The sequence below is a fragment of the Caenibius sp. WL genome, assembly GCF_019803445.1.
In the GTDB taxonomy this organism is placed as follows: domain Bacteria; phylum Pseudomonadota; class Alphaproteobacteria; order Sphingomonadales; family Sphingomonadaceae; genus Caenibius.
In genome coordinates, this window is the sequence record NZ_CP081844.1 from 1,419,507 (window position 1) to 1,444,898 (window position 25,392).

26 protein-coding genes are annotated in these 25,392 nt (G+C 64.2%); 16 read left to right on the plus strand and 10 right to left on the minus strand.

Annotation, left to right across the window (positions count from 1 at the left end; genetic code table 11):
* Positions 1-77: 77 nt before the first annotated feature.
* Both K5X80_RS06560 and K5X80_RS06565 read left to right on the plus strand, forming a co-directional pair.
* A complete protein-coding gene (locus K5X80_RS06560) occupies positions 78-1,247 on the plus strand; it encodes an acyl-CoA dehydrogenase family protein (protein WP_222560043.1) in 1,170 nt (389 codons plus the stop codon).
* A 54-nt stretch (positions 1,248-1,301) separates the two neighbouring features.
* Positions 1,302-2,150, plus strand: coding sequence for a LysR family transcriptional regulator (locus tag K5X80_RS06565; RefSeq protein ID WP_222560044.1), 849 nt, complete (start codon positions 1,302-1,304; stop codon positions 2,148-2,150).
* 46 nt (positions 2,151-2,196) lie between these two features.
* On the opposite strand, the gene K5X80_RS06570 is transcribed toward K5X80_RS06565, so the two are convergent.
* Entirely contained in the window at positions 2,197-2,685 is a 489-nt protein-coding gene (locus tag K5X80_RS06570; protein WP_222560045.1) for a hypothetical protein, read from the minus strand.
* Between the two features lie 182 nt (positions 2,686-2,867).
* Between K5X80_RS06570 and K5X80_RS06575 the strand changes: the two genes are divergently transcribed.
* The gene (locus K5X80_RS06575) at positions 2,868-3,644 is read left to right on the plus strand and encodes a hypothetical protein (protein ID WP_222560046.1); all 777 of its coding nucleotides are present in this window, start codon (positions 2,868-2,870) and stop codon (positions 3,642-3,644) included.
* Between the two features lie 100 nt (positions 3,645-3,744).
* Here K5X80_RS06575 and K5X80_RS06580 read toward each other — a convergent pair whose 3' ends face one another.
* The 4 genes from K5X80_RS06580 to K5X80_RS06595 form a co-directional block, all read right to left on the minus strand.
* Positions 3,745-4,755 carry a copper resistance protein B gene (locus tag K5X80_RS06580; protein ID WP_222560047.1) on the minus strand — a complete coding sequence of 337 codons (1,011 nt, stop codon included), beginning with the start codon at positions 4,753-4,755 and terminating at the stop codon, positions 3,745-3,747.
* Entirely contained in the window at positions 4,752-6,497 is a 1,746-nt protein-coding gene (locus tag K5X80_RS06585) for a copper resistance system multicopper oxidase (RefSeq protein WP_222560048.1), read from the minus strand. The genes K5X80_RS06580 and K5X80_RS06585 overlap by 4 nt, the downstream gene beginning before the upstream one ends.
* A 98-nt stretch (positions 6,498-6,595) precedes the next feature.
* Positions 6,596-6,919, minus strand: a complete 324-nt coding sequence (locus K5X80_RS06590; protein WP_222560049.1) for a hypothetical protein — start codon at positions 6,917-6,919, stop codon at positions 6,596-6,598.
* Positions 6,920-6,932: 13 nt separating this feature from the next.
* Positions 6,933-7,205, minus strand: coding sequence for a metal-sensitive transcriptional regulator (locus K5X80_RS06595; RefSeq protein WP_222560050.1), 273 nt, complete (start codon positions 7,203-7,205; stop codon positions 6,933-6,935).
* A 230-nt stretch (positions 7,206-7,435) separates the two neighbouring features.
* Here K5X80_RS06595 and K5X80_RS06600 point away from each other — a divergent pair, with 230 nt between their 5' ends.
* On the plus strand, positions 7,436-9,700 hold the full coding sequence (locus K5X80_RS06600; RefSeq protein WP_283249240.1) for a heavy metal translocating P-type ATPase: 2,265 nt from the start codon (positions 7,436-7,438) through the stop codon (positions 9,698-9,700).
* Positions 9,701-9,771: 71 nt separating this feature from the next.
* Here the strand turns inward: K5X80_RS06600 and rnk are convergent, their stop codons facing one another.
* A complete protein-coding gene (gene rnk / locus K5X80_RS06605) occupies positions 9,772-10,185 on the minus strand; it encodes a nucleoside diphosphate kinase regulator (RefSeq protein ID WP_222560052.1) in 414 nt (137 codons plus the stop codon).
* A gap of 405 nt (positions 10,186-10,590) precedes the next feature.
* Here rnk and K5X80_RS06610 point away from each other — a divergent pair, with 405 nt between their 5' ends.
* Together K5X80_RS06610 and K5X80_RS06615 are read left to right on the plus strand one after the other, a co-directional pair.
* Complete coding sequence (locus K5X80_RS06610; RefSeq protein ID WP_222560053.1) at positions 10,591-11,277, plus strand: SDR family NAD(P)-dependent oxidoreductase; 687 nt, start codon at positions 10,591-10,593, stop codon at positions 11,275-11,277.
* 37 nt (positions 11,278-11,314) lie between these two features.
* Entirely contained in the window at positions 11,315-12,574 is a 1,260-nt protein-coding gene (locus K5X80_RS06615) for an MFS transporter (protein WP_222560054.1), read from the plus strand.
* Between the two features lie 12 nt (positions 12,575-12,586).
* Here K5X80_RS06615 and K5X80_RS06620 read toward each other — a convergent pair whose 3' ends face one another.
* Both K5X80_RS06620 and K5X80_RS06625 read right to left on the minus strand, forming a co-directional pair.
* Positions 12,587-13,096, minus strand: coding sequence for a MarR family winged helix-turn-helix transcriptional regulator (locus K5X80_RS06620; RefSeq protein ID WP_222560055.1), 510 nt, complete (start codon positions 13,094-13,096; stop codon positions 12,587-12,589).
* A 67-nt stretch (positions 13,097-13,163) separates the two neighbouring features.
* Positions 13,164-14,291 carry an aromatic ring-hydroxylating dioxygenase subunit alpha gene (locus K5X80_RS06625; protein WP_222560056.1) on the minus strand — a complete coding sequence of 376 codons (1,128 nt, stop codon included), beginning with the start codon at positions 14,289-14,291 and terminating at the stop codon, positions 13,164-13,166.
* A 132-nt stretch (positions 14,292-14,423) separates the two neighbouring features.
* Here K5X80_RS06625 and K5X80_RS06630 point away from each other — a divergent pair, with 132 nt between their 5' ends.
* From K5X80_RS06630 to K5X80_RS06660, 7 genes are all read left to right on the plus strand, one after another.
* Positions 14,424-15,206 (plus strand): SDR family NAD(P)-dependent oxidoreductase, encoded by a 783-nt coding sequence (locus K5X80_RS06630; protein WP_222560057.1) that lies wholly within the window; start codon positions 14,424-14,426, stop codon positions 15,204-15,206.
* Between the two features lie 134 nt (positions 15,207-15,340).
* On the plus strand, positions 15,341-16,579 hold the full coding sequence (locus tag K5X80_RS06635; RefSeq protein WP_222560058.1) for an MFS transporter: 1,239 nt from the start codon (positions 15,341-15,343) through the stop codon (positions 16,577-16,579).
* A 107-nt stretch (positions 16,580-16,686) separates the two neighbouring features.
* A complete protein-coding gene (locus K5X80_RS06640; RefSeq protein ID WP_222560059.1) occupies positions 16,687-17,274 on the plus strand; it encodes a TetR/AcrR family transcriptional regulator in 588 nt (195 codons plus the stop codon).
* Positions 17,275-17,350: 76 nt separating this feature from the next.
* Positions 17,351-18,226 (plus strand): amidohydrolase family protein, encoded by an 876-nt coding sequence (locus K5X80_RS06645; protein ID WP_222560060.1) that lies wholly within the window; start codon positions 17,351-17,353, stop codon positions 18,224-18,226.
* Positions 18,227-18,238: 12 nt separating this feature from the next.
* The gene (locus K5X80_RS06650) at positions 18,239-19,342 is read left to right on the plus strand and encodes a Rieske 2Fe-2S domain-containing protein (RefSeq protein WP_222560061.1); all 1,104 of its coding nucleotides are present in this window, start codon (positions 18,239-18,241) and stop codon (positions 19,340-19,342) included.
* A gap of 8 nt (positions 19,343-19,350) precedes the next feature.
* A complete protein-coding gene (locus tag K5X80_RS06655; protein ID WP_222560062.1) occupies positions 19,351-20,472 on the plus strand; it encodes an acyl-CoA dehydrogenase family protein in 1,122 nt (373 codons plus the stop codon).
* Position 20,473: 1 nt separating this feature from the next.
* On the plus strand, positions 20,474-21,658 hold the full coding sequence (locus K5X80_RS06660; RefSeq protein WP_222560063.1) for an acyl-CoA dehydrogenase family protein: 1,185 nt from the start codon (positions 20,474-20,476) through the stop codon (positions 21,656-21,658).
* Between the two features lie 64 nt (positions 21,659-21,722).
* Here the strand turns inward: K5X80_RS06660 and K5X80_RS06665 are convergent, their stop codons facing one another.
* Entirely contained in the window at positions 21,723-21,938 is a 216-nt protein-coding gene (locus tag K5X80_RS06665) for a hypothetical protein (protein WP_222560064.1), read from the minus strand.
* Between K5X80_RS06665 and K5X80_RS06670 the strand changes: the two genes are divergently transcribed.
* From K5X80_RS06670 to K5X80_RS06680, 3 genes are read left to right on the plus strand one after another with little or no spacing between them, the layout of a single operon-like run.
* Positions 21,937-23,604, plus strand: coding sequence for a class I adenylate-forming enzyme family protein (locus tag K5X80_RS06670; RefSeq protein ID WP_222560065.1), 1,668 nt, complete (start codon positions 21,937-21,939; stop codon positions 23,602-23,604). The genes K5X80_RS06665 and K5X80_RS06670 overlap by 2 nt on opposite strands.
* Positions 23,604-24,086 (plus strand): MaoC family dehydratase, encoded by a 483-nt coding sequence (locus K5X80_RS06675; protein WP_222560066.1) that lies wholly within the window; start codon positions 23,604-23,606, stop codon positions 24,084-24,086. The genes K5X80_RS06670 and K5X80_RS06675 overlap by 1 nt, the downstream gene beginning before the upstream one ends.
* The gene (locus K5X80_RS06680) at positions 24,083-24,940 is read left to right on the plus strand and encodes an alpha/beta fold hydrolase (protein ID WP_261390664.1); all 858 of its coding nucleotides are present in this window, start codon (positions 24,083-24,085) and stop codon (positions 24,938-24,940) included. The genes K5X80_RS06675 and K5X80_RS06680 overlap by 4 nt, the downstream gene beginning before the upstream one ends.
* A gap of 75 nt (positions 24,941-25,015) precedes the next feature.
* On the opposite strand, the gene K5X80_RS06685 is transcribed toward K5X80_RS06680, so the two are convergent.
* Positions 25,016-25,387: a nuclear transport factor 2 family protein gene (locus K5X80_RS06685; RefSeq protein WP_222560067.1), complete on the minus strand. Its 372-nt coding sequence runs from the start codon at positions 25,385-25,387 to the stop codon at positions 25,016-25,018.
* Between the last annotated feature and the right edge of the window lie 5 nt (positions 25,388-25,392).

Sequence of the window (25,392 nt, forward strand, 5' to 3'; positions counted from 1 at the left end):
CCGTCGCTGACGCATCCTGCTGGCAGGCTCGGGCAAGCGGATAGGGTATAATCGCCTGGGTTAGAGAGGGAGGGGGCATGCTGAAACAGACCATACCGACGCCGGAGGAAGTGATCGCACGGGCCGAGGCGCTGGTGCCGTTCCTGCGTGAACAGGCCGCGCGGCACCGGGACGACCGGCGGATCACCCCCGAAACCATCGCCAGAGTGAAAGACGCCGGGCTGTTCCGCGTGATCCAGCCGCGCCGCTATGGCGGCTATGAAATGAGCCCGGAAGTCTTCGGCGAAGTGCTGCTCACGCTCGGGCGCGGCGATGCCAGCATGGGGTTCGTCTATGGCGTGATCGGGGTCCACGCGTTCCACATGGGCTTTTACGACGAACGCGCGGCGCAGGATGTCTGGGGCATGGACGACAGCGTGCTGGTCGGCTCGCCCTATGCCCCCAACGGCACGGCGGTGCGGGTGGAAGGCGGCTATCGCTTTTCGGGCCGCTGGCCGTTCTCCAGCGGGTGCGACAATTGCGAATGGAATTTCCTCGGCGGCACGATCGAAGGGGAAGAGGGGCCCCTGCAACAGCGGATGCACGCCTTCCTGATCCCGCGCGCCGATGCGCGGGTGGTCGATACCTGGAACGTGGTCGGCCTCCAGGGTTCGGGCAGCAAGGATATCGAAGTCGTCGATGCTTTCGTGCCCGACTACCGGGTGCAGCGGTTCCCGATCTTCCATGCGGCGGCCCATCCGGGCACCGCGCTCAACACCGGGCCGCTGTTCCGTGCGCCGTTCCTGCCGTTGTTCGTGCGCTCGGTCTCCAGCGCCGCGCTGGGGGCGCTGGAAACGATGATCGAGCATTTCTGCGGCTACACCGCCGACCGGCTCAATGTCCTGAGCGAACGCGTGGCGCGCGATCCGCGGGTGCAGGAAGCGCTCGGCCGGGCGAAAGCCGGGGCGGAGGAGATGAAGACCGTGATGCGGCACGATCTCGCCCAGATGCGCCAGATCGGCGAGGAAGGCCGCGTGATCGGCATGGACGAGATGACTCTGCTGATGCTCAAGAGCACCAATGTGCCGCACCGCTGCCAGGATATCGCGCTCGACCTGCTGCGCGCCGCCGGGGCCAACGGCATCCGGATCGACAAGCCGCTGGCCGATATCTACACCGATATTCTGGTGATCGGCCAGCACGCTTCGAACACGCCGGGGCCGCAAGCCGTGAATCTCGGCAAGATGATGCTGGGGGTGCAGGACTGACCGCAAGGGCGGGGCGCGGTGCCGCCGGCCCGCCGGCAGCACGGATAGGATGCCATGCTCGATTGGGATGATTTGCGGTTTTATCTCGTCGCGGCGCAGGCCGGGACGGGAACCGCGGCGGCGGAAAAGCTGCGTGTCAGCCGGACCACGGTAACCCGGCGGGTCGAAGCGTTGGAGCGTGCGCTGGGCGTGTCGCTGTTCGAAACCACGGCAGCCGGGACCGGGAGCACGGAAGCGGGGCGGCTGGTGCTGGCCTGCGCCCGCGATCTGGATAGCCGTATCGCCGCCTTGCGCGCCGCGCTCTCGCTGGCCGATGCGCATCCCGATGTGGTGCGGATCGCTCTGCCGGCGGAACTGGGGCTGGAGGCGCTGACGCTTTATCAAACACTTGCGGGAGACATCGCCGCCACTATCCGGCTGGAATTCGTGCAGAGTCCCCTCCCTGCCGCCGCCTTGCAGGAACGCAGCGCGGTGATCGGGTTGTGTGTCGGCGATACATTGCCCGCGCATCTGCGAGGACGGAGCATCGGGACGCTGCGCATGGCGCCCTATGCCGTGCATGGCGCCAATCCCGCGCGTCTGCCGTGGATCGGATTGGGTAAGGATCTGGTCGAAAGCGGGCCCGCGCGCTGGATGACGGCGCATGTGCCCGCTGAAAGGATCGCCCTGCGGGTCAACACCGGGGCCGAAGTGCGCGAAGCGGTACGGCGGGGGCTGGGGATCGGGTATTTGTGGGATGATGGCAGTGATGGGCCGTTGGGATGCCGCAGGGCGGAACAGGCCGGGCCGGTGATCGCGGACAAGCTGTGGCTGGCAATGCATGAGGATGTACCGCCCTCGCCTGCTGTCCGGGCAGTGCTGGCGCGGTTGGAAGACATTCTGGGCCGAAGCCTGGCGGCCTAGAAATATCCGAAAAGGGGCGGCCATTGCAGACCGCCCCGATCCGTTCTCAACTCCGCTTATCAAGCACTTGCTTGAAGAAGATGATATCCTTCTGCGGCGAAAGCATCGATCCGATGCAAATCTGCCGTTTAAAAGCCGCATCCATGTTGCAGATCTTGTCCTCGGTCGTGCCGTCGGGCCAGATCAGCTTGGACAGGATCACGCCGCCGGCCATCGGTGTCATCGATCCCTTCAGCCCCATGTTGCCGGGCAGGTCGCGCAGCACGCCGTCGATTTTGGCCTGATAGCCGAATTCCTCCACCGTCCCGTCAGCCAGTTCGCTGCGATAGGTGAAATCGATCGAACCGGGCGCCGAAGGCCGGACGATGGACGTGAACGGGGCGAAGCTCTTGCCCTGCGGCGCGATCGATTCCGCGATGTTGAGCGTCCATGTGCCGACGCGCGGATCGGTCTTGCCATCCTGCGCCGCCGCCGCGCCGCCCATGCCCAGCATCAGCAGGCATGCCGCCAGCCCGGTGTTGCCCCATTTCGCCATTCTGCCTCTCCTTCATGATGATGAACAGGTGATCAGGGTAGAGCGGGAAAGGCTTCCGTCAACGCACGTTCCCGCGCCCCCCGGTGCAAATTTGGGCAGGCCGCCGCACGGTTTGGGAGTTTCCGCGACATCGCAGCATTGGCAGGATAGGAGGCAATCCTCTCATGCTGACGGAGCCATACTTGTTCAGCCGTTCTTTTCTTGCCGTCGCTGCGCTGTCTCTCTCCGTTGCCGCCGCGCCTGCGCACGCGGATACGGCCTGCAGGTTTGCGAGCGAACCGCGAGTGCTGATGGAGGAAGGCGGTCCCAACGCGGACGGGAGCAAGCTGCTGCAGCTATGGGATGTGCCTGACCACCCGGTTCTCTGGTCGGCAACAGCGCCGGAAAGCGGGGGCTATCGCCGCTTCAGGGACGAACTGGCCGAACGAAAGATCGAAACCGGTCCGGTGCGCCTGTTGGAACGCAGCCCGACCCCGAACAATCGGATCGTGATCCGCCATGCCGATGACTGGATCGGGCCAGCCAATTGCCTCGAAATGCTGATGTTCGGGCATCAGCATGGACGGCTCAACACTTTCGAGAACCCCAGCGAGTTTGCGAGCATCATCCTGCGATCCCCCGACAGGGAGCGTCTCCGCGTTTATTACTATACGATCAACCATGATGGCATCGGACGGATGGACCCCATCGTGGAACCGGCGCTTGCGGACAGGCAGGCTGGATGGGAAGTGTTGATTGCGTTGCACAGCCACGTCTTCCATCCGGGCCAGCCCAAGATCGACGGCATTCTGGCCCCGAGCGGGCCCGACGCCGATTTCCATGCCCGGTTCCATGCCCAGTCTGGCGTGCGAGAGGCGCGGATCACCAATGGCGTCCACACGGTCAGAATGCCGGCATCGAGCTTCGACGGGTTCCAGCGCGCAGCCGATGGGAACGAGGTCGGCAGTTCATCCGGCTAGGATGCCCAAGCGGCCATGCGCAGGTCGCAGGGCTCCGGCTGTCTTTCCCGAATATCCGGGCTAACCCTGCCGCCGCACGGTGTGTGCGGCGGCAGAGCGGTCAGAACCAGGCGCGGATGCCGGCCACGAGCAGGACACGGCTGGCATCGTCCCCTGCCGCGCGGGTCAGGCGGGCGGTCCTGCCGAGATCGCGCTGCCATTCGATCCCGATATAGGGGGCGAATTCCCGCCTGATCTCGTACCTTAACCGGGCGCCGGTCTGTAGCGACGTCACTCCCGCGCCGAGCCCGAGTTCGGGAATGGCCTGCGCCGAAAAGTTCGCTTCCACGCGTGGTTGGAGGATCAGGCGCTGGGTGATGCGCTGGTCGTATTCGGCTTCGATCCGCCCGGTCAGTTCGCCCTTGGTGGAAAGGAACATCGCGCCGTCCACCTCGAAAAAGTAGGGGGCGAGACCCTGCACACCGAGCACGGCATGCGTCCGATCCGGACCGCCGGGGCGCAAATCCTGCCGCACGCCGGCCTGCAGGTCGAACCACGGGCCGATCGCGCGGCTCCACAGGCCCTGCACTTCGGCGCTGACCGGCTGGCCGAACGCGGCGTGGCCTTCGCTTTTCAGCCACAGTTTGTCACGGTCGCCGCCGTAGCTGAGATCGGCTTCCCATAGCCAGCCGTCCGGCCCCTTGCCGGTCTGCGCTTCCAGCCGGTCGATCCGCACGGTCCCCCATGTCATCCGTCCCATTTCCCGCGGCAGCGCGGCGCGCGATGCGGCCATCGCGCCTGCGGGGAAGACCGTGTCGGCCGCATGGACCGGGCCCGAACGCGCCTCGGGTGGAGGGGGGGCTTGCGGGATTTGCGGGTCGGCCCCCCCATGCATCGCGTGCCCGGCATGGGGATTGCTGGCCGGTGTCGCGGGCGCAGCGGGCATAGCGTGCCCTTGGTGGCCAGCCTGGTCCGCAGGCGCGGGAGGGGCTGCCGTGTGGCCGCCATGGCCCGCGTGATCCATGGTCTGATGGTTTTGCCCGTGATCCCCGCCATGATTGTCATGCTGCGCCCAGGCGGGAGCAGCGGTGCAAGCGAGCGCGGCAGCTGCGGTGAAAAGTGCGGTTTTCATGCGGTCTCTCCCCCCAGCGGGCGCACGGTCACGACATTGAACATACCCGCGTGCATATGCATCAGAAGGTGGCAGTGGAATGCCCAGTCGCCCGGCGCATCCGCCGTCAGATCGAAGCGGACGAAGCCGCCCGGCAGGACATTGACAGTGTGCTTGCGCGGCTGGCGAATGCCCTTGCCGTTCACCAGTTCGAAGAAGAACCCGTGGAGGTGGATGGGATGCGTCATCATCGTGTCGTTGACGAGCTTGAAGCGCACCCGTTCGTTCCGGGCGAGACGGATCGGTTCGGTCTGTTCGGCAAAAGTCTTACCATCGAACGACCACATGTAGCGTTCCATGCTGCCGGTCAGATGGATTTCGATCTCACGCGTTGACGTGCGGGTGTCGGCAGGCGGGGCCAGTGTTTCGAGATCGCCGTAGGTCAGCACCCGGTGGCCCACATTCTCCAGCCCCAGACCCCGGTCGTTGGTGCGGTCGAGCGGCATCGGCGCGATCATTTCGACCCCGTGATTGAGATCGACCCCCGGCGCGGCGGAACCATCGCGCATCGTGTGCTTCATCCCATGGCCCATGCCTTCGTGTCCTGCCATGCCGGCCATCGCCGCCTCATCCATGCCCATGTCGCGCATGGTCAATGTCGGGCGTTCGCGCAGGGCGGGGACCGGCGCCATCATGCCCTGGCGCGGGGCCAGTGTCGCGCGGGCATAGCCCGAACGATCGATGGTTTCGGCAAACAGCGTGTAGGGCTGGTTGCCGGGGGCAACCACCACGTCATAGGTTTCGGCCACACCGATCTGAAATTCATCGGTTTCCACCGGGCGCACGTCCTGCCCGTCGGCATTGACCACCTGCAGCGGCAGGCCGGGGATGCGCACATTGAAAATCGTCATCGCCGAAGCGTTGATGATCCGCAGCCGCACCCGCTCGCCCGGCGTGAACAGGCCGGTCCAGTTGGCATCCGGCCCTTGTCCGTTGACGAGGTAGGTATAGGCCGCGCCGGTCACGTCGGAAATGTCGGTGGGCGACATGCGCATCCGGCCCCAGCGTAGCCGCTCCGCCGCGCCGGGCCCTTTGCCCGCGAGCAGCGAGGCGAGCGTTTCCTGGTCGCGCTGGAAGTAATCCGGCTGCTGCTTCAGTTTGGTCATGATCGTGTGCGGATGCATGAAGCTCCAGTCCGACAGCACGATCACATGTTCCCGGTCATAGGCGACGGGATCGCGATGCGCCGGATCGATCACCAGCGGGCCATAGAGGCCGATCGCTTCCTGCAGGCCGGAATGGCTGTGATACCAGTATGTGCCCGCCTGCCGCACGGGAAATTCGTAAGTGAACGTCTCATGCGGGCGGATACCGGGGAAGCTGACGCCGGGCACGCCATCCATCTGGAACGGCAGGAGAATGCCGTGCCAGTGGATCGAGCTGTCTTCCTCCAGATGGTTGGTGACGGCAATCTGTACATTCCGCCCTTCACGCAGACGGATCAGCGGGGCGGGCAAGGTGCCGTTGACTGTCACCGCGTGGCCGGTGCGGCCGCCCACGGTGAACGGGGTGCGGGCGATGGCGAGTTCGATGCGTTCGCCGGTCAGAACGTCGCACCCCGGTGTGGGCCCCTGTGCGGGCAGAGTGGCATGGTGATCGTGCGCGGTTTGGGCGCGGGCCCAGCCGGGCAGCAGCAGCGCGCTGCCGCCGAGCGCGAAAGCGCTCTGGACCAGACGGCGTCGGTCGAGTGTGGTCTTGTGCATAGGTGTCCTCATTCCGGCGCGGGACCGGATGTGTCAGGCGGGCAAGCATCGCGCGCGAAAGCGCGGCTCGCTGGAAAACGAACGGAGTGGAAAGAGCTTTATGCCCGGCGTGGCGGCGGCGGATCGACCCCGGTATGAGTGGACACCAATATGCGGTGGGAAGAAGGATAGGTCGAATAGGGTACAGGGGTATAGGCCGGACCCATCTCCGGCGCATCCGGCAGGAAGCCGCCATGCGCCGCCAGGCACACAGCAAGGCAGTTTTCCTGATGTGCGTCATGCGGCGCGGGCTTGGCAGGCGCGCTGCCGCGGCAATCGTCGGCCATTGCGGCATGAGCCGGTGCGGGCGCTGCCTCTGCGCCCGCCAGTGTGGGGGCGAACGCCAGCATCACCGCCGAAAGGAATGCCAGCAGGGTGGCCATGCGGGGCATGCGATTACCGCCCCACCTTGCCGAACAGATCAATCAATTCGTTGAATTTTTCCCGTTGCGCCACCGCATCGCCGCCTTGCAGCGCGTCCTCGATGCAATGGCTGGCATGGATCGCCAGTACTTTGGACTTGGCCGCGCGCAGGGCCGCTTCCATCGCGGACATCTGCTGAAGCACATCGATGCAGTAACGTTCTTCCTCCATCATGCGGACGATTCCACGCGCCTGTCCTTCGATACGCTTCATACGCGCGATTTCCTTGGCGAATTTCTGGTGCATCGAGGCGACGGTTCCCTGGCGGAGCAAACGGTTCGTTCCATATACCCCCACTGGGTATCTTGCGCAAATGAAAAATACCCGGTAGGGGTATGTCATTCATTGTTGCACAAGCGATTGGAGTCGTCATGGCCGCCCAGCATTCAGAATCTCATTGCTGCCACAATCACGGGCACAATCACGATCATGGTGGCGGTCATGCAGGGGGCACGGTCATCGATCCGGTATGCGGGATGACGGTGGACCCGGAAAAATCGCCGCATCACACGATGCACGATGGGCAGGATTTCCATTTCTGTTCAGCGCGCTGCCGGGAAAAGTTCATCGCCGATCCGCAGCGCTATCTCGAACCGGAAAAATACGCGGCCGAACAGCCCAAGGATGCGATTTACACTTGCCCGATGCACCCGGAAATCCGCCAGGCGGGGCCGGGCACCTGCCCGTTGTGCGGCATGGCGCTGGAGCCGGAGGAAGTCTCCCTCGATCAGGGGCCGGACCCGGAATATATCGACATGCGCCGCCGTTTCGGGATCAGCGCGCTGTTTACCGTGCCCCTGTTCCTTTATGCCATGGGCGAAATGCTCCCCGGCCAGCCGCTCGCGCGGGTAATCTCGGCCGAATGGGGTCAATGGCTGCAATTGGCCCTGGCGACACCGGTGGTGCTGTGGGGCGCGTGGCCGTTCTTCGTCCGCGCGGTGCAGTCGCTCAAGGGCTGGCATCCCAACATGTTCACGCTGATCGGGTTGGGCGTGGCGATCGCCTATGGCTTCAGCGTGGTGGCGACATTCGCGCCCGGCCTTTTCCCGGCGGCGTTCCACGATCATCATGGGCGGGTGGCCGTCTATTTCGAAGCGGCGGCGGTGATCACCACGCTTGTTCTGCTCGGGCAGGTGCTGGAACTGAAAGCGCGCGGGCATACTTCGGGCGCCTTGCGCGCGCTGCTGGAACTGGCGCCGCCCGTCGCCCTGCGCATTGGCGCGGACGGCGCGGAGCAGGAAGTGCCGTTGGACGATGTGCGCCGGGGGGACCGGCTGCTGGTGCGGCCCGGTGCGAAAGTGCCGGTGGACGGCACGGTCGCCAGCGGCGCTAGCCACATCGATGAATCGATGATTTCGGGCGAACCCTTGCCGGTGAGCAAGGCCGTGGGCGACCGGGTGACGGGCGGCACGGTCAACCAGACCGGCAGTTTCACGATGGTGGCGGAACAGGTCGGCGGGGAAACGCTGCTGGCCAAGATCGTCCAGATGGTCGCCACCGCGCAGCGCAGCCGCGCGCCGGTGCAGCGCTTGGCCGATCTGGTGGCGAGCTGGTTCGTGCCCGCGGTGATCGTGATCGCAGTGGCGGCGTTCGCCGTCTGGGCGGTCTGGGGCCCGCAGCCCGCGCTCGCCTATGCCCTCGTCAATGCGATTGCGGTGCTGATCATTGCCTGCCCCTGCGCACTGGGGCTGGCCACGCCGATGTCGATCATGGTCGGCATGGGCAAGGGGGCGCAGAATGGCATTCTGATCCGCGATGCCGAAGCGCTCGAAACCTTCGAGAAAGTCGATACCGTGGTGGTCGACAAGACCGGCACGCTGACCGAAGGCAAGCCCGCGCTGGTGGACGTCACACCGCCGTCGGGGATGGAAGAAAACGCCCTGCTGGCGCTGGCTGCTGCTGTCGAACGGACGAGCGAGCACCCGCTGGCCGCCGCCATCGTGGCCGGTGCGCGCGAACGCGGGATTGCACTGGCCGGGGCGGAGGATTTCCAATCCATCACGGGCGAGGGGGCGGTGGCCCATGTCGGCGGGCAACGTGTCGCTATCGGCAACGACAAGCTGATGCGGCGCGAAGGGGCGTTCGATCCGCAGTGGGCGGACAGGGCCGGACAGGCGCGGGCCGAAGGGCAGACGGTGATGTTCGCCGCTGTCGATGGCAAAGCGGCCGGGCTGCTGGCCGTGGCGGACCCGATCAAGGCCAGCAGCGCCGATGCGGTGGCCCGCCTGCACAAGGCCGGTATCCGCGTGGTCATGCTGACCGGCGATGCCGAAGCGACCGCGCGGGCGGTGGCCGCCAGGCTGGGGATTGATGAAGTGCACGCCAATGTCTCGCCCGAGGACAAACACCGCGTGATCGGCGAATTGAAAGCGGCGGGCCATGTGGTTGCCATGGCGGGTGACGGGATCAACGATGCCCCGGCGCTGGCCGCGGCCGATGTGGGCGTGGCGATGGGCACCGGCACGGATATCGCCATGGAAAGCGCGCGGGTGACGCTGGTCAGCGGCGATCTGGCGGGCCTGGCCAAGGCGCAGCGGCTGTCGCGCCTGACCATGCGCAACATCCGGCAGAATCTGCTGTTCGCGTTTGGCTACAACGCGCTGGGTGTGCCGGTGGCGGCAGGGGTGCTCTATCCGGCGTTCGGGCTGCTGCTGAGCCCGATGCTGGCGGCGGCGGCGATGAGCCTGTCGTCCGTTTCAGTGATCGGCAATGCGCTGCGTTTGCGCCGTACCGCGCTTTGATCGTGAAGCCCCGGGGCGATCCGTTTCGCGGTGAAGCGGATCGCCTGTGAAAGCGAATGGCGGGTAGGGGGTCAGGCGGCGGTTTGCGGCTGGGTGACGCTGATGATGCGCAGCCAGCGTTCTTTCCCGTCGCGGTCGGGCCAGAGGATCGATTGCCCTGCGCGCAGGCCGATCAGGCCCGCGCCGATCGGGGTGAGAATGGAAATCTTCCCGGCCGAAATGTCGGCATCTCTGGGATAGACGATTTCGACGGTGCGATCGGCCCCGCTGGCTTCGTCAACGAATTCGACCGTGGCGTTCATCGTCACCACGTCGACGGGGATTTTCGCTTTGGTATAGGTCTTGGCGCGGCCGATTTCGTCAAGCAGCAGTTCGGCCACTTGCGGCAGCCGGTCCTCCACGCTCATCGCCAGGCTGGTGATGGCGTCGGCTTCGTCTTCGATCATGTGAATGGGGGGGCGCTTGACGGCGCGGGCCCTGGTCATGGTGATAGTCGCTTTCCGGTGGGATGATAGGGGCCGGTGAAATGCAAGGCCGGTGGGATGCGGGCGCACAGCCGCACGCGATGGCGGCGTCAGCGAAAATGGAGTTCGCCCCGAGTTCGGGGCGTGCGCACCGGAACCCGGGGCTAGATGCCCGCGAGAAGCTGCCCTCCGTGAAGGCGAAACCGGAAAAGACCTATGCGAATCTGCATGAAACGAAGGATGCCGCGCATCACCGGCCAAGTCAAACGCTGACACACCGAACGGGACAGGCGGGTTGAGCGGTCTCTGCGGCGGGAACCGAAAAATCCCCGGCAGGGGCGTTTCCTTCCCTTCGACTTCGCGCTAGCGTCGCCGCGAATTGCCGGCGAAGGGGCCGGCGGGACATTTTCGGGGAGTGTGTGCGTAATGGCTCGTAATGTGGTGGTGACCGGCGGTTTCGGGGCGCTGGGCCGGGTTGTGGCGGAAACTTTCGCCCGTCAGGGGGATACGGTGGTGCGGGTCGATTTCGCCGCGCAGGCCCCTGCCGGCAACGAAGGCGGGCTGGATATTCCCGGCGTCGATCTGACCGATGCGGCCGCGTGCGAAAATCTGGTTGCGCAAATCACCGGCAAGCTCGGCGGGATCGATGTGCTGGTCAACGTTGCGGGCGGTTTCACCTGGGAAACGCTGGCCGACGGTAGCCTTGAAAGCTGGCAGAGGATGTTCGCCATGAACGTGCTCACCGCCGCCACGATCACCAAGGCCGCGCTCGAACCGCTCAAGGCCAGCGCGGCGGGCCGGATCGTCAACATCGGCGCGGGCGCCGCGATCAAGGCCGACATGGGCATGGGCGCCTATGCCGCGTCCAAGGCAGGCGTTCATCGCCTGACCGAAGCGCTGGCGACGGAACTGGCCGGCACCGGAGTGACGGTGAACGCCATCCTGCCCAGCATCATCGACACGCCGACCAATCGCGCCGACATGCCCGATGCCGATTACAGCGCATGGGTGAAGCCGCAAGCCATCGCCGATGCGATCGCCTTCCTCGCTTCCGATCAGGCGCGCGCGATCACCGGGGCGCTGATTCCCGCAACCCGGGGCAGCGAGGCCTGAGCGGTATGCCCCTGCATCGTGCGCGGCGGAGCGGGATTTGACGCAACCCGGTCAGGCCGCGCCGCAGGGATTGATGGCCCCGGGTTCGACTCTGGGGCCATTTCGCTTCCCGGCGTTCCGGGCGATCTGGATCGCCAATCTCTTTTCCAACATCGGTTCGATGATCCAGTCGGTCGGGGCGGCCTGGCTGATGACCGAACTGACCGATTCCCATCGCCTGATCGCGCTGGTGCAGGCGTCGACCACGCTGCCGATCCTGCTGTTCGGCGTGGTCGCCGGGGCAATTGCCGACAATTTCGACCGCCGCCGGGTGATGCTGACAGCGCAGGCCGGGATGCTGATCGCCTCGGCCTTGCTGGCGTTCGTCACGTACGAAGGTTTCGTCAATCCGGCGGTGCTGCTATTGCTCACACTCGCGGTGGGAATCGGCACGGCGCTCAATTCCCCGGCGTGGCAGGCATCCGTGCGCGCGCAAGTGGGGCGTGAGGATCTGCCTCAGGCGATCAGCCTCAACACCATTGCTTTCAATCTGGCGCGCAGTGTCGGCCCGGCGCTGGGCGGGTTGCTGATCTCGCTGTGGGATATTAGCCTTGCCTTCACGCTGAACGCGTTGAGCTATATCCTGCTGATCGTGGTGCTGCTGCGCTGGCGGCCGGAGGTCGCACCACCGGTGCGCGGGCCGATGTTCCGTTCGATCAAGGCCGGAATCCAGTTCTGCCTGACATCGCCCGCCCTGCGCAAAGTGCTGGTGCGCGGCGCGGCCATCGGGTTCGGCCTTTCCGCCTATCAGGCGCTGTTGCCCGCCATCGTGCGCGACCAGCTCGGCGGGGGCGAACTGACATTCGGCCTGCTGCTGGGCATGTTCGGGATCAGTTCCATTCTCAGCGCCCTGTTCGTGCGCAAGGCCATGCGTCGCTTCGGCACGGAGATGGTGATCGGCCTTGGCACGGTGTCCTTCATCGCTGCGGAGCTGTTGCAGGGGCTGAGCCACCACTTTGCATGGGCCTTGCTGGCGGCGGCTCTGGGCGGGGTCGGCTGGGTTCTGGCGCTGACCACGCTCAATGTCGCGATGCAGGTGCGATCCCCCGATGCCATTCTCGGGCGCTGTCTGGCGGTCTATCAGGCGATCACGTTCGGCGGCATGGCCATCGGCGCGTGGGTCTGGGGCGCGGTGGCCGACGCGAGCAACCTGTCGCTGTCGCTCGTACTGGGGGCCGTGTGGTTGACGGTGGCGCAGGTTCTGCTGCGTCTGTTCATGCCTATGCCGCAGCGGGGCGAAGGCGTGCCCATCGATTGAATGCGGCAGCGTTCAGGCCGGTGTTTCCAGCATCGCCCCGATGATCCGCCCCATCACCCGCCGGGTGGCGCGCAGATCCTCGTCGCTCGTTTCGCCCACCGCATGGCGCAGCATCGCGCTCACTTCCGGGATAATCGCCGCGCGAGTGGCACGCCCTTGCTCGGTCAGGCTGATCAAAGTCACGCGCCGGTCTTCCTTCGGCCTGGTGCGTTCGATCAGGCCTTTGCGATGCAGGCTGGCAACGAGGCGGCTGGTCGCGGCCGGGTCCTTATAGCTGCGTTCGACCAGTTGCGTCTGTTGCAGCGGGCTTTCCTGATGCAACAGATTGAGAATCACGAATTCGCGCGCTGTCAGCGGCAGACCCTTGGCTTCGATAATCGCATTCAGCGCGCGCACCAGCCCGTCCGCCGCCCGGCTGATCTGGAACCCGATCACGGACGGATAGACGGTGAAGGAGAACATCTCCTCGACATCGTGGGCGCGGGCGATATCCTGCCGCGAAGAAGGGGTCGACCTTGGCATGGCGCGCTATGTGGCGATCCGCGATGCCGTACGCAAGGACCGGGCGGGGCATGCCGCCATCGCTGCCTCAGGCGCTTTGCAGCGCCTTTTGCGGCGGGGCGTGGAACACATCGACGGCGATGCCCTTTGCTTCCCGGAGATCGAGCGTGACCGTGCGGCCATTGACCCGTTTCTGTAGTTCGGCGGCCTTGTCGCGCGGGTTGAAGAACTGGCGATACCAGGTCCGCAGGCGGCCATAGGGGCCATCGGCAGGCAGAGCCATCGGGTTGATACAGTCGCGCTTGTTGGCCCAGATTTCCACGTCCTGCCCCAGCCCGTGGACGGCGTTCATCGAAAATTCCCGCGCCAGCGCGATATCTTCCGCGCTTGGCGCCTGCGTGCCATCGTTCACCTGCACCATGATCCCACTCCACACCCGCTCGCGGCCATCGTCGATCGGGGTGCTGGCGATCAGCCAGAAGCCGGGAAACCGGCCCTGCATATCGGATTCGAGAATGCCCGGTCCGGTCCGCCAGGTATCGAGCATCAGCATGTTGTATTCGTGATTGGCCACTTCGTTGCGGTGCCGTGTCCCGAAGTACTGGTGGACCACGTGATCCACGAACTCATTGGAAAAATAGATGCATTCGGTCGACCCGTGGACCGGCACCATGTGGCCGAGATCGGCCATGTTGTCGACGATTTCGCAGCCATGAATGTCGAGATCGCCAAGGTGCGCCATGTTCCATTCCACCCAGCCCGGTTCGCCGTAATGGTTACCGAAACTGGGCAGCGGATAATCCGGTTCCAGCCCTTCGGGATCGTACCAGGTCCACAGGATGCCGGCGAATTCGGTGACCGGGAACGTCTTGAGGCAGGCGGCCTTGGGAATGAAATCGGAATAGGGAATGTGATCGCATTGCCCGTTCTCGTCGAAGCGCCAGCCATGGAAGGGGCAGCGGATCGATTCGCCCTGAACGTGTTCGCCGTCGAGCACGATGTAGGACGTGGTGTTCTTCGCCAGATGCGCGCCCATGTGCGGGCAATAGGCTTCGACCAGCCGGGCTTTGCCGCTCTTTCCGCGATAGAGGACCATATCCGTGCCGAAATAGCGCACCGAACTCGGCGTTTCGGTCGCATCTTCAGTCCTGCCGATCATGAACCAGCCACGGGGAAACGCGAACGCGCCGAAACCGTAATCCTGCGCCTTTGCCATGCAGGTCTCTCCATCCGTTATTGTTGTCTTTGGCAGGAACCTAATACACACCCCGGCAAAGGCGAAGCCCTTTGTGAGGCGGCGCTTACAAAAATGAATGGCCCGGGCGGGCGGAAGATGGAGGAAGCGGGAATGGCGGAAAGGCCGGTTGCGATCGTCACGGGCGGCGGCACGGGGGTGGGGGCGGCCTCTGCCCGGGCATTGGCGGCGCGAGGGTACGATGTGCTCGTCAACTATGCGCATAGCGCGGACGCGGCGGAACAGGTGGTGATGGAAATTCGCGCCATGGGCGGCGATGCCTGCGCGATGCAGGGTGATGTCGCCGAGGATGAGGCGTGCCGCGCGCTGGCCGAAGCGGCGCTGGCCCGTTGGGAGCGGATCGATGCACTGGTCCATTCGGCGGGCGTGACGCAGTTCGTTTCCATGGGCGATCTCGCCGGGCAGAACGCAGCGGATTTCCATGCGATCTATGCGGTCAACGTGATCGGCGCCTATCAGATGGTACGCGCGGTGGAACCCGCGCTGCGGCGCAGCCCGTGTGGGGCTATCGTGATGATTTCCTCCATCGCCAGTCTTAACGGCACAGGCAGTTCCTATGCCTATGCTGCGTCGAAAGGGGCGCTCAATACGTTGACTGTCTCGCTGGCGCGCAATCTTGCGCCGATCCGTGTCAATGCCGTGTTACCGGGGATGATCGATGGGGACTGGCTGCGCCGCGGGCTGGGCGATGCGGGGTTCGAACAGGCGCGCCAGGCGTTCGAACAGTCCTCCACTCTGGGGGTGATCTGCCAGCCGGACGATATCGCCCGGATGGTGGTGCCGCTGGTCTGCGATGCGACAGTAGTGACCGGGCAATTGATCACTGCCGATGCCGGCGCCTTGCTCGGCCGTCCGCCGCAGGTCGGTGCGCGCTGATCGTGCGGGGGTAATTCCGTTCGCGCCAGCGGGTCACAATATGATCCGATGCCCGCCCGCCGGGGCGACCCTTGCTTGCCAACGGCGAGGGCCCGTGTAGCCTCCCGCTCAAAATAAACGGGAGAGTTCGGGTCATGTATTATGGTTGGCGCCTCGTCGTCATCGCCGCGATAGCCTATATGCTGACGATGGGGGCGACCTACAGCGCGCTGGGCCTGTTCATCATTCCGGTATCGCAGGAATTCGGCCTGTCGCGGGCGGAAATGAACAGTGCGCTAATTCTGCTCAATCTTGGCGGGGCCGGGCTCAGCCCGTTCATCGGGCGGATGCTGGACCGCTATTCCCCGCGCCGGATCATGACGGCGGGAAGCGTGCTGTTCGGCTTCAGCTTCGCGGTGCTGAGCTTTTCGCAATCGGTTCTGCTCGACGCGGTGATTATCGCTCTGCCGCTGGCCGCTGCCGTGCCTTCGGCCGGAACGCTGACGATGTCGGTGCTGCTGGCGCGATGGTTCACGGTCCATCGCGGCAAAGCGATGGTGCTGTCCGCGCTGGGCGTGTCGGTGGGCAGCATCGTGATGACGCCGGCGATCGGCTGGCTGCTCGAACAGCAGGGCTGGCGTTCGACACTGCTGATCACCGGGGTGGTCTGCACGGCGATTCTGTTCGTCCTGTCGACATTGATCCGCGAACGGCCAGGGCCTGAGGATAAAGAGCCTGGGGCCACACCCGAGGCGTTGGCGCGTTTGCAGGTGCTCATGGCGGCCGGGAGCAAGCCGATGCGCATCGGCGAGATTCTGCGGATGCCCAATTTCTGGACCATCTGTCTCAGTTCATCGCTTGCCATGGGGCTGGCGCAATCGCTGTCGATCACCTTCGTGCCGCTGGCTCTCGATCACGGCCTGTCGGTGATGGAGGCGACAACGCTGATGTCGATCACCGGCATTTCCGCGATTGCCGGTATCCTTGCCCTGTCCGCCGTCGCCGACAAGATCGAGCGGAGCCTGATCCTGACGGCGTTCTATGTACTGGGGGCGGTGCTCAATGCCGCGCTGCTGTTCAGCCATGGTTTCGTCATGCTGGCGGGGTGCGCGGTCATGCTGGGCGTGGCGGCGGGGGCGATGGCGCCGGTCTTCTTCGCGCTGGTGGCCGATCATTTCGGCACTGCCTCCTTCGGCACGGTGCGGGGGCTCATGGCCCCGTTCCTGGCGGTGATCGGGGCCATTCTGGTCCGTTTCGCCGGGGAGGTTTTCGACCGCACGGGCAATTACGACCTGCTGTTCACGATTTACATCTTCGCCGAACTGGGGGCGGCGGCACTGATGTTCAGCACCCGATATTGTCATCGCAGGGCTATGGCGCCGACATTCGCCTGAGGGAAACCGGGGGAGGGCGGTTCCATTCTCCCGTTCCGGGCACGAGGGGCTTTTGCGATCCTGCGCGAGGCTGTTAAGGCTTGCAGCCGCAACAAGGATCAAGACGAATGACGACCACCGCCGCTCTCCCCCGCCGTGAATCGAACAAGGCCAAGATTCGCAGCGCCATCGTCGATGCCGCGGTCATCAAGTTCGGCGAAAAGTCGGTCAACGGCACAACGATGGATGAAATCGCCGAGGAGGCGAAAATCAGCCGCGCGACCCTGTTCAACTATTTCCCCAGCAAGGCGGATATCGTGGCCGCGATTGTCGAGCAGATGGACGAGGCATTCATCGCCCAGCTCGACAAGTTCATCGAATTCGGCCTGCCGCTGGAAAAGCGGGTGAAGGAATTCTTCAGCGCCCATGCCCGCGATCTCGAGGGGCGCTGGCTGAAATTCCGCCCGATGGTGGGAATTTCGGTGCAGGGCTGGGGGGAAGACACCGGGGCGCAGCGCTTCGCCCGGCTGAATGCGGCGTTCCTGCGGCTGGTGCACGACGCCCCGGAAAGGGAACGCGGCGCTTGCGCCGAGGTGCTGACTGGTACTTATGTCGGTATTGTGCAGAACTGGCGTTTCGAGTCGGATTATGCGCTGGAGGAACATCTGGTCGCGGCGGTCATGTTGATTATGAAATCGATACAATGCCCTGATTAAAAGGCAGAAATTACCTTCTTGCATTCTGCCGAAAAAATAATAGACTTAAGTCTAAGTTTTGCATGGGAGAGTGCTGATGGGTGTGCCTAAGGATATTGGCGTAATCGATACGATGTTGGGTATCCCGACCCGGGAAGACCGGGCCGACTGGTATACCTTCTTCCGTCCGCTGCTGCGCGACAAGGAAAGCCTGCAGGCATTCGAAATGCCCGCCCAGTATATGTTCAAGGGCGTGCCCGATATCGGCGAGCATGACGACTACATCGCCTGGACCGTCGAGCAGATGGACAAGCACAATATCCAGCAGGCCATGATCGGGCTGGACGACCGCTGGTCGGAATCCGCGCTCGAAGCGAAACGGCGTTTCCCGGACCGGTTCTTCTTCGATGCCCCGATCGATCCCAACGGCGGGATGGAAGAAGTGCGCCGGATCAAGCGGCTGCACAAGGAACACGATCTGCGCGCCGTCAGCGTGTTTCCTTCGGGCACCTATCCGCAGGTTCCCATCGATCACAAGTATATGTTCCCGATCTACGCCACGTGCGTGGAACTGGATATTCCGATCCTGATGAACGTGGGCGTTCCGGGGCCGCGCATCCCGATGGCCCCGCAGCGGGTCGAACTGCTGGATGAAGTCTGCTGGTTCTTCCCCGAACTGAAGATCGTGATGCGCCATGGCGCCGAACCGTGGGACGATCTGGCCGTGAAGCTGATGCTCAAATGGCCGAACCTCTACTATTCGACTAGCGCTTTCGCGCCCAAGCATCTGCCCAAGTCGATCATCAACTACGCCAACACCCGCGGCGCGGACAAGATCATCTACGCGGGCTATTTCCCGATGGGTCTCAGCCTCGACCGGATTTTCAGCGAGCTCGATCAGCTTCCGCTGAAGGACGAAGTATGGCCCAAATTCCTGCGCGACAATGCACGCCGCGTGTTCAAGCTCGACTAAGGAGTATCGGTTATGAGTGATCAAGTGCTAGACGCCCGTACCGCGCCTGTCGCCACCTGGCAGATCGTCGGTGCGATGAACCCCGAAGAGCGCGCCGTGTGGCGCATGGCTGATATCCAGAACAACGTCAGCGCCGAAGAACGCGGCGTGGACAAGATTCCGTTCGCTATCGGCTGGTATGCCGCCTGCTATTCGGACGAAATCGCCGTCGGCGAAGTCAAGCCGCTGCGCGCGTTCGGCAAGGAACTCGCCATGTGGCGCGGTGAAGACGGCCAAGTTCGCATCATCGACGCCTATTGCAAGCATCTCGGCGCGCATATGGCCTATGGCGGCAAAGTGCATGGCAACATGCTGGAATGCCCGTTCCACGCATGGCGCTATGACGAAGCGGGTTCGGTCAAGGAAATCCCCTATGCCCGCAACATTCCGCCGCAGGCGAAGCGCCCGTGCGGTGGCTGGCCGACCGAGGAAGGCAGCGGCTTCATCTGGTTCTGGTATCACCCCAATGGCGAAGCGCCGCAGTGGGAACGGGTCGATTTCCCCGAAGTCGGCCGCGACGATTACACGGAATTCGATCGTTACGAATGGATCGTGCATGCCCCGCTCCAGTTCATGGCTGAAAACGCGGCGGACACGGCCCATTTCAAGTATATTCACGGGACCGCGACCTTCCCGGATGCGGAGATCAAGTTCGACGGCATTCGCCGTACCGGCTTGGTCAAGGCCAAGATGGGCACGCCCAAGGGCGAGGTCGATGGCGAGATTCTGAATATGAATGTCGGCCCGGGCCAGGCGGCCACGCGGTTCAGCGGTATTTCGGAAACGCTGCTGATTGCCGGCATGACGCCGATCGATCATGACAAGGTGCGGGTGCGGTTCGCTTTCACCCAGCCCAAGACGGAAGCCGAAGGCCCGATGGGCGGGCTGGCCCGCGCGCTGATCCGCGACATCATCAAGCAGTTCGACCAGGACAAGGTGGTGTGGGATCGTCAGCGCTTTGTCGAACGCGCGCTGATCTGCGACGGCGATGGCCCGATCGGTGATTTCCGCCGCTGGTACTACCAGTTCTACGTCGAATGGAACGGCCGCGGTCCGCAGGCCATGGCAGCAGAGTAAGCCCGGCAATGCAATTCACATTCAGCGAAGAGGAGACGCTCCTTCAGGAAAGCGTCTCCGGCTTCCTCGCAACGCACGGCAGTTCCGCTGCCGTGCGTAAAGCGATGGAAAGCGACCTCGGCTACGATCCGGCGCTCTGGCAGTCGATCGTGGGTGAAATGGGTATGGGCGGCATCGCCTTTCCGGCCCGCCTCGGCGGTGCGGAAATGGGGCATGTCGGCTTTGCCATCACGATGATGGAAATGGGGCGCGTGCTGCTGCCGTCGCCCTATTTCTCCAGCATCGGCCTGGCCGCGCAGGCCATTCTCAACGCCGGAACCGACGCGCAGCAGGATACGCTTCTGCCCGCGATCATTGCGGGTGAAACGATTGCCGCGCTCGCCTGGCGCGGATTGGAACGCACGCCCGCCATCGCGGTGCGTCTCGATCAGAACGGGCAGCTCAATGGGGAAGCGGGGTTCGTGCCCTATGCCCATGCGGCCGGCCTGTTGGTGGTTGCGGCGCTGGATGGGGCCGGAAAAACCGTTCTGGCGGCCATTCCGGCCGATGCCCCCGGTGTCACGATCGAACGCCATGTCTCGATGGACCTGACCCGCCCGCTTGCCACCGTGCGCTTCGCCGGTGTGGTGGTCGCGCAGGATCGGATTTTGGGTGACGGCAGCGATGCCGCGGCTGCTCTGGAGCGGACGCTCGACCTTGCGCGGATCGCTCTGGCCGCTGAAAACGCGGGCGGGGCCGAAGGGGTTCTCGATCTGACGGTTGCCTATACCAAGGATCGCGTCCAGTTCGGCCGGCCCATCGGCAGCTTCCAGGCTTTGAAGCACCGGATGGCCGACATGATGGTGGAAGTGGAAACGGCGAAAACCGCAGCCTATTACGCTGCGTGTGTCGTCGATGAAGCCTCCGACGAACTGGCGGAAGCGGCAGCGATTGCCTCGTCCTACAGCGCGGACGCCTTCATGGGTTGCGCGGGCAACGCAATCCAGTTGCATGGCGGGATCGGCTTCACCTGGGAACATGACGCGCACCTCTTCTTCAAGCGTGCCCGGGCCAATGCCGTTCTGCTGGGTGATCCCACATCGCAGCGGGTGCGGATTGCCGACATGATCGGCCTGGAAAAGGTGGCGTAAGATGCGGACAGAATTCACTCCCGAACAGGAAGCGTTCCGCCGCGAAGTCGCCGAATGGCTGGAAGAACAGCTTTCCGGGCCGTTCGCTTCGATCCGCAACCTCAACAGCATGAGCGACAAGATTCCTGAGCGTCTCGCCTGGGAAAAAGCGCTCGGCAAGGCGGGTTATAGCGCTATCGCCTGGCCGCAGGAATATGGTGGGCGCGGGGCCAGCATCGCCGAACAGGTGATCTTTGCCGAAGAATATGCGCGCGCTGGCGCTCCGGGCCGGATCGGCCATCTGGGCGTCACCATGGCCGGGCCGACGTTCATCCACTTCGGCACGGAAGAGCAGAAGAAGGAATTTCTGCCCCCGATCCTGAGTGGCGATGTCCTGTGGGCACAGGGCTTTTCGGAACCCAATGCCGGGTCCGATCTGTCGAATATCCGCACCAAGGCGCGCCTCGAAGACGGCCCCAACGGCCCCGAATGGGTGATCGATGGGCAGAAGATCTGGACCAGCCTTGCCCAGCACGCGCAATGGATCTTCGTGCTGGCCCGGACGGAAGAAGGCAGCCAGGGTTCGAAAGGCATTTCGTTCCTGCTCGTGCCGATCGATCAGCCCGGCGTGGAATTGCGCCCGATCAAGCAGATGACCGGCGGGGCGGAATTCAACGAAACCTTCTTCGATGGCGCCCGCACCGCCGCCGCCAATATCGTCGGCAAGCCGGGCGAGGGTTGGAAAGTGGCGATGGGCCTGCTGTCGCACGAACGCGGGGCATCTTCGCTCGGCATTCAGATGAGCTTCCAGGTCGAACTGCAGAAGGTCATCGACGCGGCCAATGCCAACGGTGCGGCGCAGGACCCGCTGATCCGCGACCGGATCGCGCGGGCGCACACGGGGCTCAAGCTCATGCGCTACAATGCGCTGCGCACGCTGTCGAAGGGCGACAACGAAATGCTTTCGCGCGAGGCGTTCATCCACAAGATCTACTGGGGCACCTGGCACAAGAAGCTCGGTGAACTGGCGATGGACGTGGCGGGCGCGCCGGGGCTGATCGCACCGGCCGAGGATTACGCGTTCGACGATCTGCCCAATATCTACCTCTATACGCGGTCGGAAACGATCCATGGGGGGACGAACCAGATCCAGCGTAATATCATCGCCGAACGTGGCCTGGGTCTGCCCCGCGAACCGCGCGGGTGACGATAACCGGACAGGGGGAGATTGCCGGATGGGGGATGACCACTTTCCGGCAATCGTCGCTTAGTCAACCAACTGGCGCATCCCGTTTGCGGGTATGCGCCAGTCCGGCTTTTCCAGTGGCGGACAGGCTGGCATCATCGGCCTTCCCCTCCGAGTGCGCCCGCGGCAGAATGGGCAGCGGAGCCACGGGGATACGGTTGCGCCAGAGCCTGATCGCAACTTTTGGTTGTTTATAAATTGCCGAACGCAAGGGCATGATAGAGGAGAGTATTTTGGACATGTCCATCGATCCACGCGCACCCAGCCTTTCAGGCCCCGGCGAACCGTTCGAAATCGTGGAGCAGGTTGTGAACGGGCGGCCGATGCGCGTCTTCGCGCGGTCGAACGGCACGCTTTCGATGCTCTATGCCATGATGCCCGCGCTGGGCGATCTCGATTTCATCATCGATGGCGACCGACGGATTTCCTATGCCACTTTCCATGCCCATTCCGGTGCCGTGGCGGCGGGGTTTGCAGCACAGTATGATCTGAAACCGGGCGACCGGGTGGCGATCGCCATGCACAACAGCCCCGAATGGCTCTATGCCTTCACCGCGCTGTCGGCGCTCGGCATGGTTCCGGCGCTGATCAACAGCCGCGGTTCGGGCGAAGAAATGCGCTATTGCGCCGAAGATGTCGGCGCTTCGCTGGTCGTGGCCGATACGCGCCGGGCAGAAGCGCTGGCGCAGGCGGGCTATACCGGGCGGGTCATGGTGTTCGACGAGCCCGCGCTCGACGCGATGGTGCGCGATTATGCGGGCAGCCCCTTGCCCGAAAACACCGCCGATGCGGATGAGCCCTGCTGCATCCTGTTCACCTCCGGCACCACCGGGCGGCCGAAGGGGGCGATCATCAGCCACCGAGCGATGCTGACAGGCGTGTTCATGGCGCAGCATGCCGGGGCACGCTTCGCCGCGCGGATGGCGGCAAAGCTGGGCATCGATGTGCAGACGCTGATGGCGGCGCGCCCGCGCAGCGCGGTGTTCCTGATTTTTCCGCTGTTTCATGTCAGCGGTTGCCAGCAGATTTTCCTCGGCGTCCTGGCGCGCGGCGGCAAGATCGTGTTCCACCGCCGATGGAATCCGGCCGAGGCCTTGCGCCTGATCGAAGAAGAGAAGATCACCGAATTCACCGGTCCGCCGATGACCCTGTGGGACATCCTCAACGAACCGACGCGGGCCGAACGCGATCTCTCCTCGCTCGGCTCCATCGCCAGTGGCGGGCAGGCACTGCCGATCAATCTGCTCAAGGCCCTGCAGGAAGCGTTCCCCGACCGTATTTTCGGCGGCGGCTACGGCATGACCGAGACGGCCGGTTCCGTCAGTCTCGCCATGGGTGAACTGTTCACGGCCCGGCCGGAGGCATCGGGTGTGATGCACGATCTCGCCGATATGCGGGTCATCGATGATGACGGCAATCCGCTGCCGCTTGGCGAAGTGGGTGAAATCGCCGTGCGCGGGCCGATGGTGATGTCGGGCTATTGGGGCAGGCCGGAAGATACCGCCGCCACGATGGATGCCGATGGCTGGCTGCGCACTGGGGATATCGGCCGGATCGACGACACGGGCTATGTCGCCATTGTCGACCGCAAGACCAACATGGTCATCTGCAAGGGCGAAAACATCTATTGCGCCGAGGTGGAGCGGGTGATTGCCAACCATCCGGACATTTCGGAAGTGGCGGCATTTGGCATCGCGGACGAACGGATTGGCGAACGTCTGGCCGTGGCTGTGGTGTCCGATCCCGGCAAGGCGGTGACGGAAGATCAGGTGCGCCAGCAGGTGCGCGATCATTTGGCCGAATACAAAGTGCCGAGTGATATCTTCCTGCGCGATGCACCTTTGCCGCGCAATGCCACAGGCAAGGTGGACCGGCAGGTGTTGCGCCGCGACCTCGGGTTGATCTGATGACCGGTATCGTGGCGGAGGGCAGCGCGCGGGCGTTCATCGCGGCCCAGAAGGGGCGGAGCTTCGCTTCGCCATGGATGACGATCGATCAGGATATGATCGATCGTTTCGCCGAAGCGACGCGGGATTTCGAATTCATCCATGTCGATCCCGTGCGCGCGGCGGAAACCTATCTCGGCGGGACGATCGCCCACGGTTTTCTGGTGCTCTCGCTGCTGCCGCACTTGCGCGATACCGCACATTTGCCGGTCACGCCCGGCACGGTCATGGGGCTGAATTACGGGCTCGACAAAGTGCGTTTCACCGCCCCCGTCCCTTCGGGCAAGGCGATCCGGGGCGTGTTCACTATTGTCGATACCGAAGAGCGGCAGCCCAATCATTTCCAACAAACGGTCGATATCGTGATCGAGCGGGAAGGGGAGGAGAAGCCGGGAATGATCGCGCGTTGGCTGATCCATTTCGCGATTGCGGACGGGGCGTGACCCAAGGCCTGCTTGAAAAGGTCAGGCTACCCGGCGCGGGTGTTACGATAGCGGCGGATGTCGGCGGGCCGGACGATGGCACGCCGGTCATCATGCTGCACGGCATCGGCCAGACCCGCCATTCGTGGGGCAAGGCGGCAGCGCGGCTGGCATCGTCGGGTTACCGGGTGACATCGTTCGACCTGCGCGGCCATGGCGAAAGCGACTGGTCCCCCGACAGCGTCTATGGTTTCGAACGGTTCATGGCCGATCTGGCGGCGGTCCAGGCGCTGCAAACACGCCCGGCGTTTCTCGTCGGCGCGTCGATGGGTGGGCTGACCGCGCTTCTCGCCGTGGGCGAGGCCGAAGCGCGGGCGGCGGGGCTGGTGCTGGTCGATATCGCGCCGCGTATGGAACAAGCGGGCGCCAACCACATCACCAGCTTCATGCGTGGCAATGCCGAAGGTTTTGCCAGTGTGGAGGAAGCAGCCGATGCGGTGGCGGCCTATCGCCCCGGCCGCCCGCGCCCGCGCGATCCCAGCGGTCTGCTCAAGAATCTGCGGCTGGGGGCTGATGGCCGTTACTACTGGCACTGGGACCCAGCGATCATGCAGCACCGGCGCACGCCAGAAGGCTGGGAAAAGATGCTGGCGCGTTTTCGCGCGGCGGCATCCGCGCTGACCGTGCCGACCGCGCTTGTGCGTGGGGGCCTGAGCAATGTGGTGAGCGCCGAAGGGGCGGACGAATTTGCCAGGCTGGTGCCCCATGCGGAGATCGTGACGATCGACCAGGCCGATCACATGGTGGCGGGCGACCGCAACGACCGCTTCGCCGATGCGGTGACTGCATTCCTCGACCGGCACGCCGCCGCCTGATCATACAAAAGGCGCGGGAAGCGGCCCTTTGAACCGTTCCCGCGCCTTGCAGAGCGTTTGCAGCCCCCTTGCGGCTCAGTTCCAGAATGAGCGCAATGAGGCGATCTTGCCCGCAGGGGACATCTTGTAAACGTTGAGCAGCTTCTGGGCGTGCGACGTGCCATCGGGCATGGTCGATGTCATCGTCACCAGGCAGGCCGCTTCCGTGCCGCAGCCGACGAGATGATGGATTTCGAAATTCATCGTCGCGCCGGAGCTGGAAAACAGATCGTAGAATTTGCCGATGGCTTCCTTGCCGCGCTGGCCCTTGCCTTCCGGGTCCAGCATCGGGTGGCCGCCGACCGGGTCTTCGACCACCGCATCGTCTTCGAACAGGGCGAGCCATGTTTCCTTGTCGCGCGCCTGAACCGCGCCCATGGATTTGCCGGGGAGATCTTCGGGTTTCATGTCAG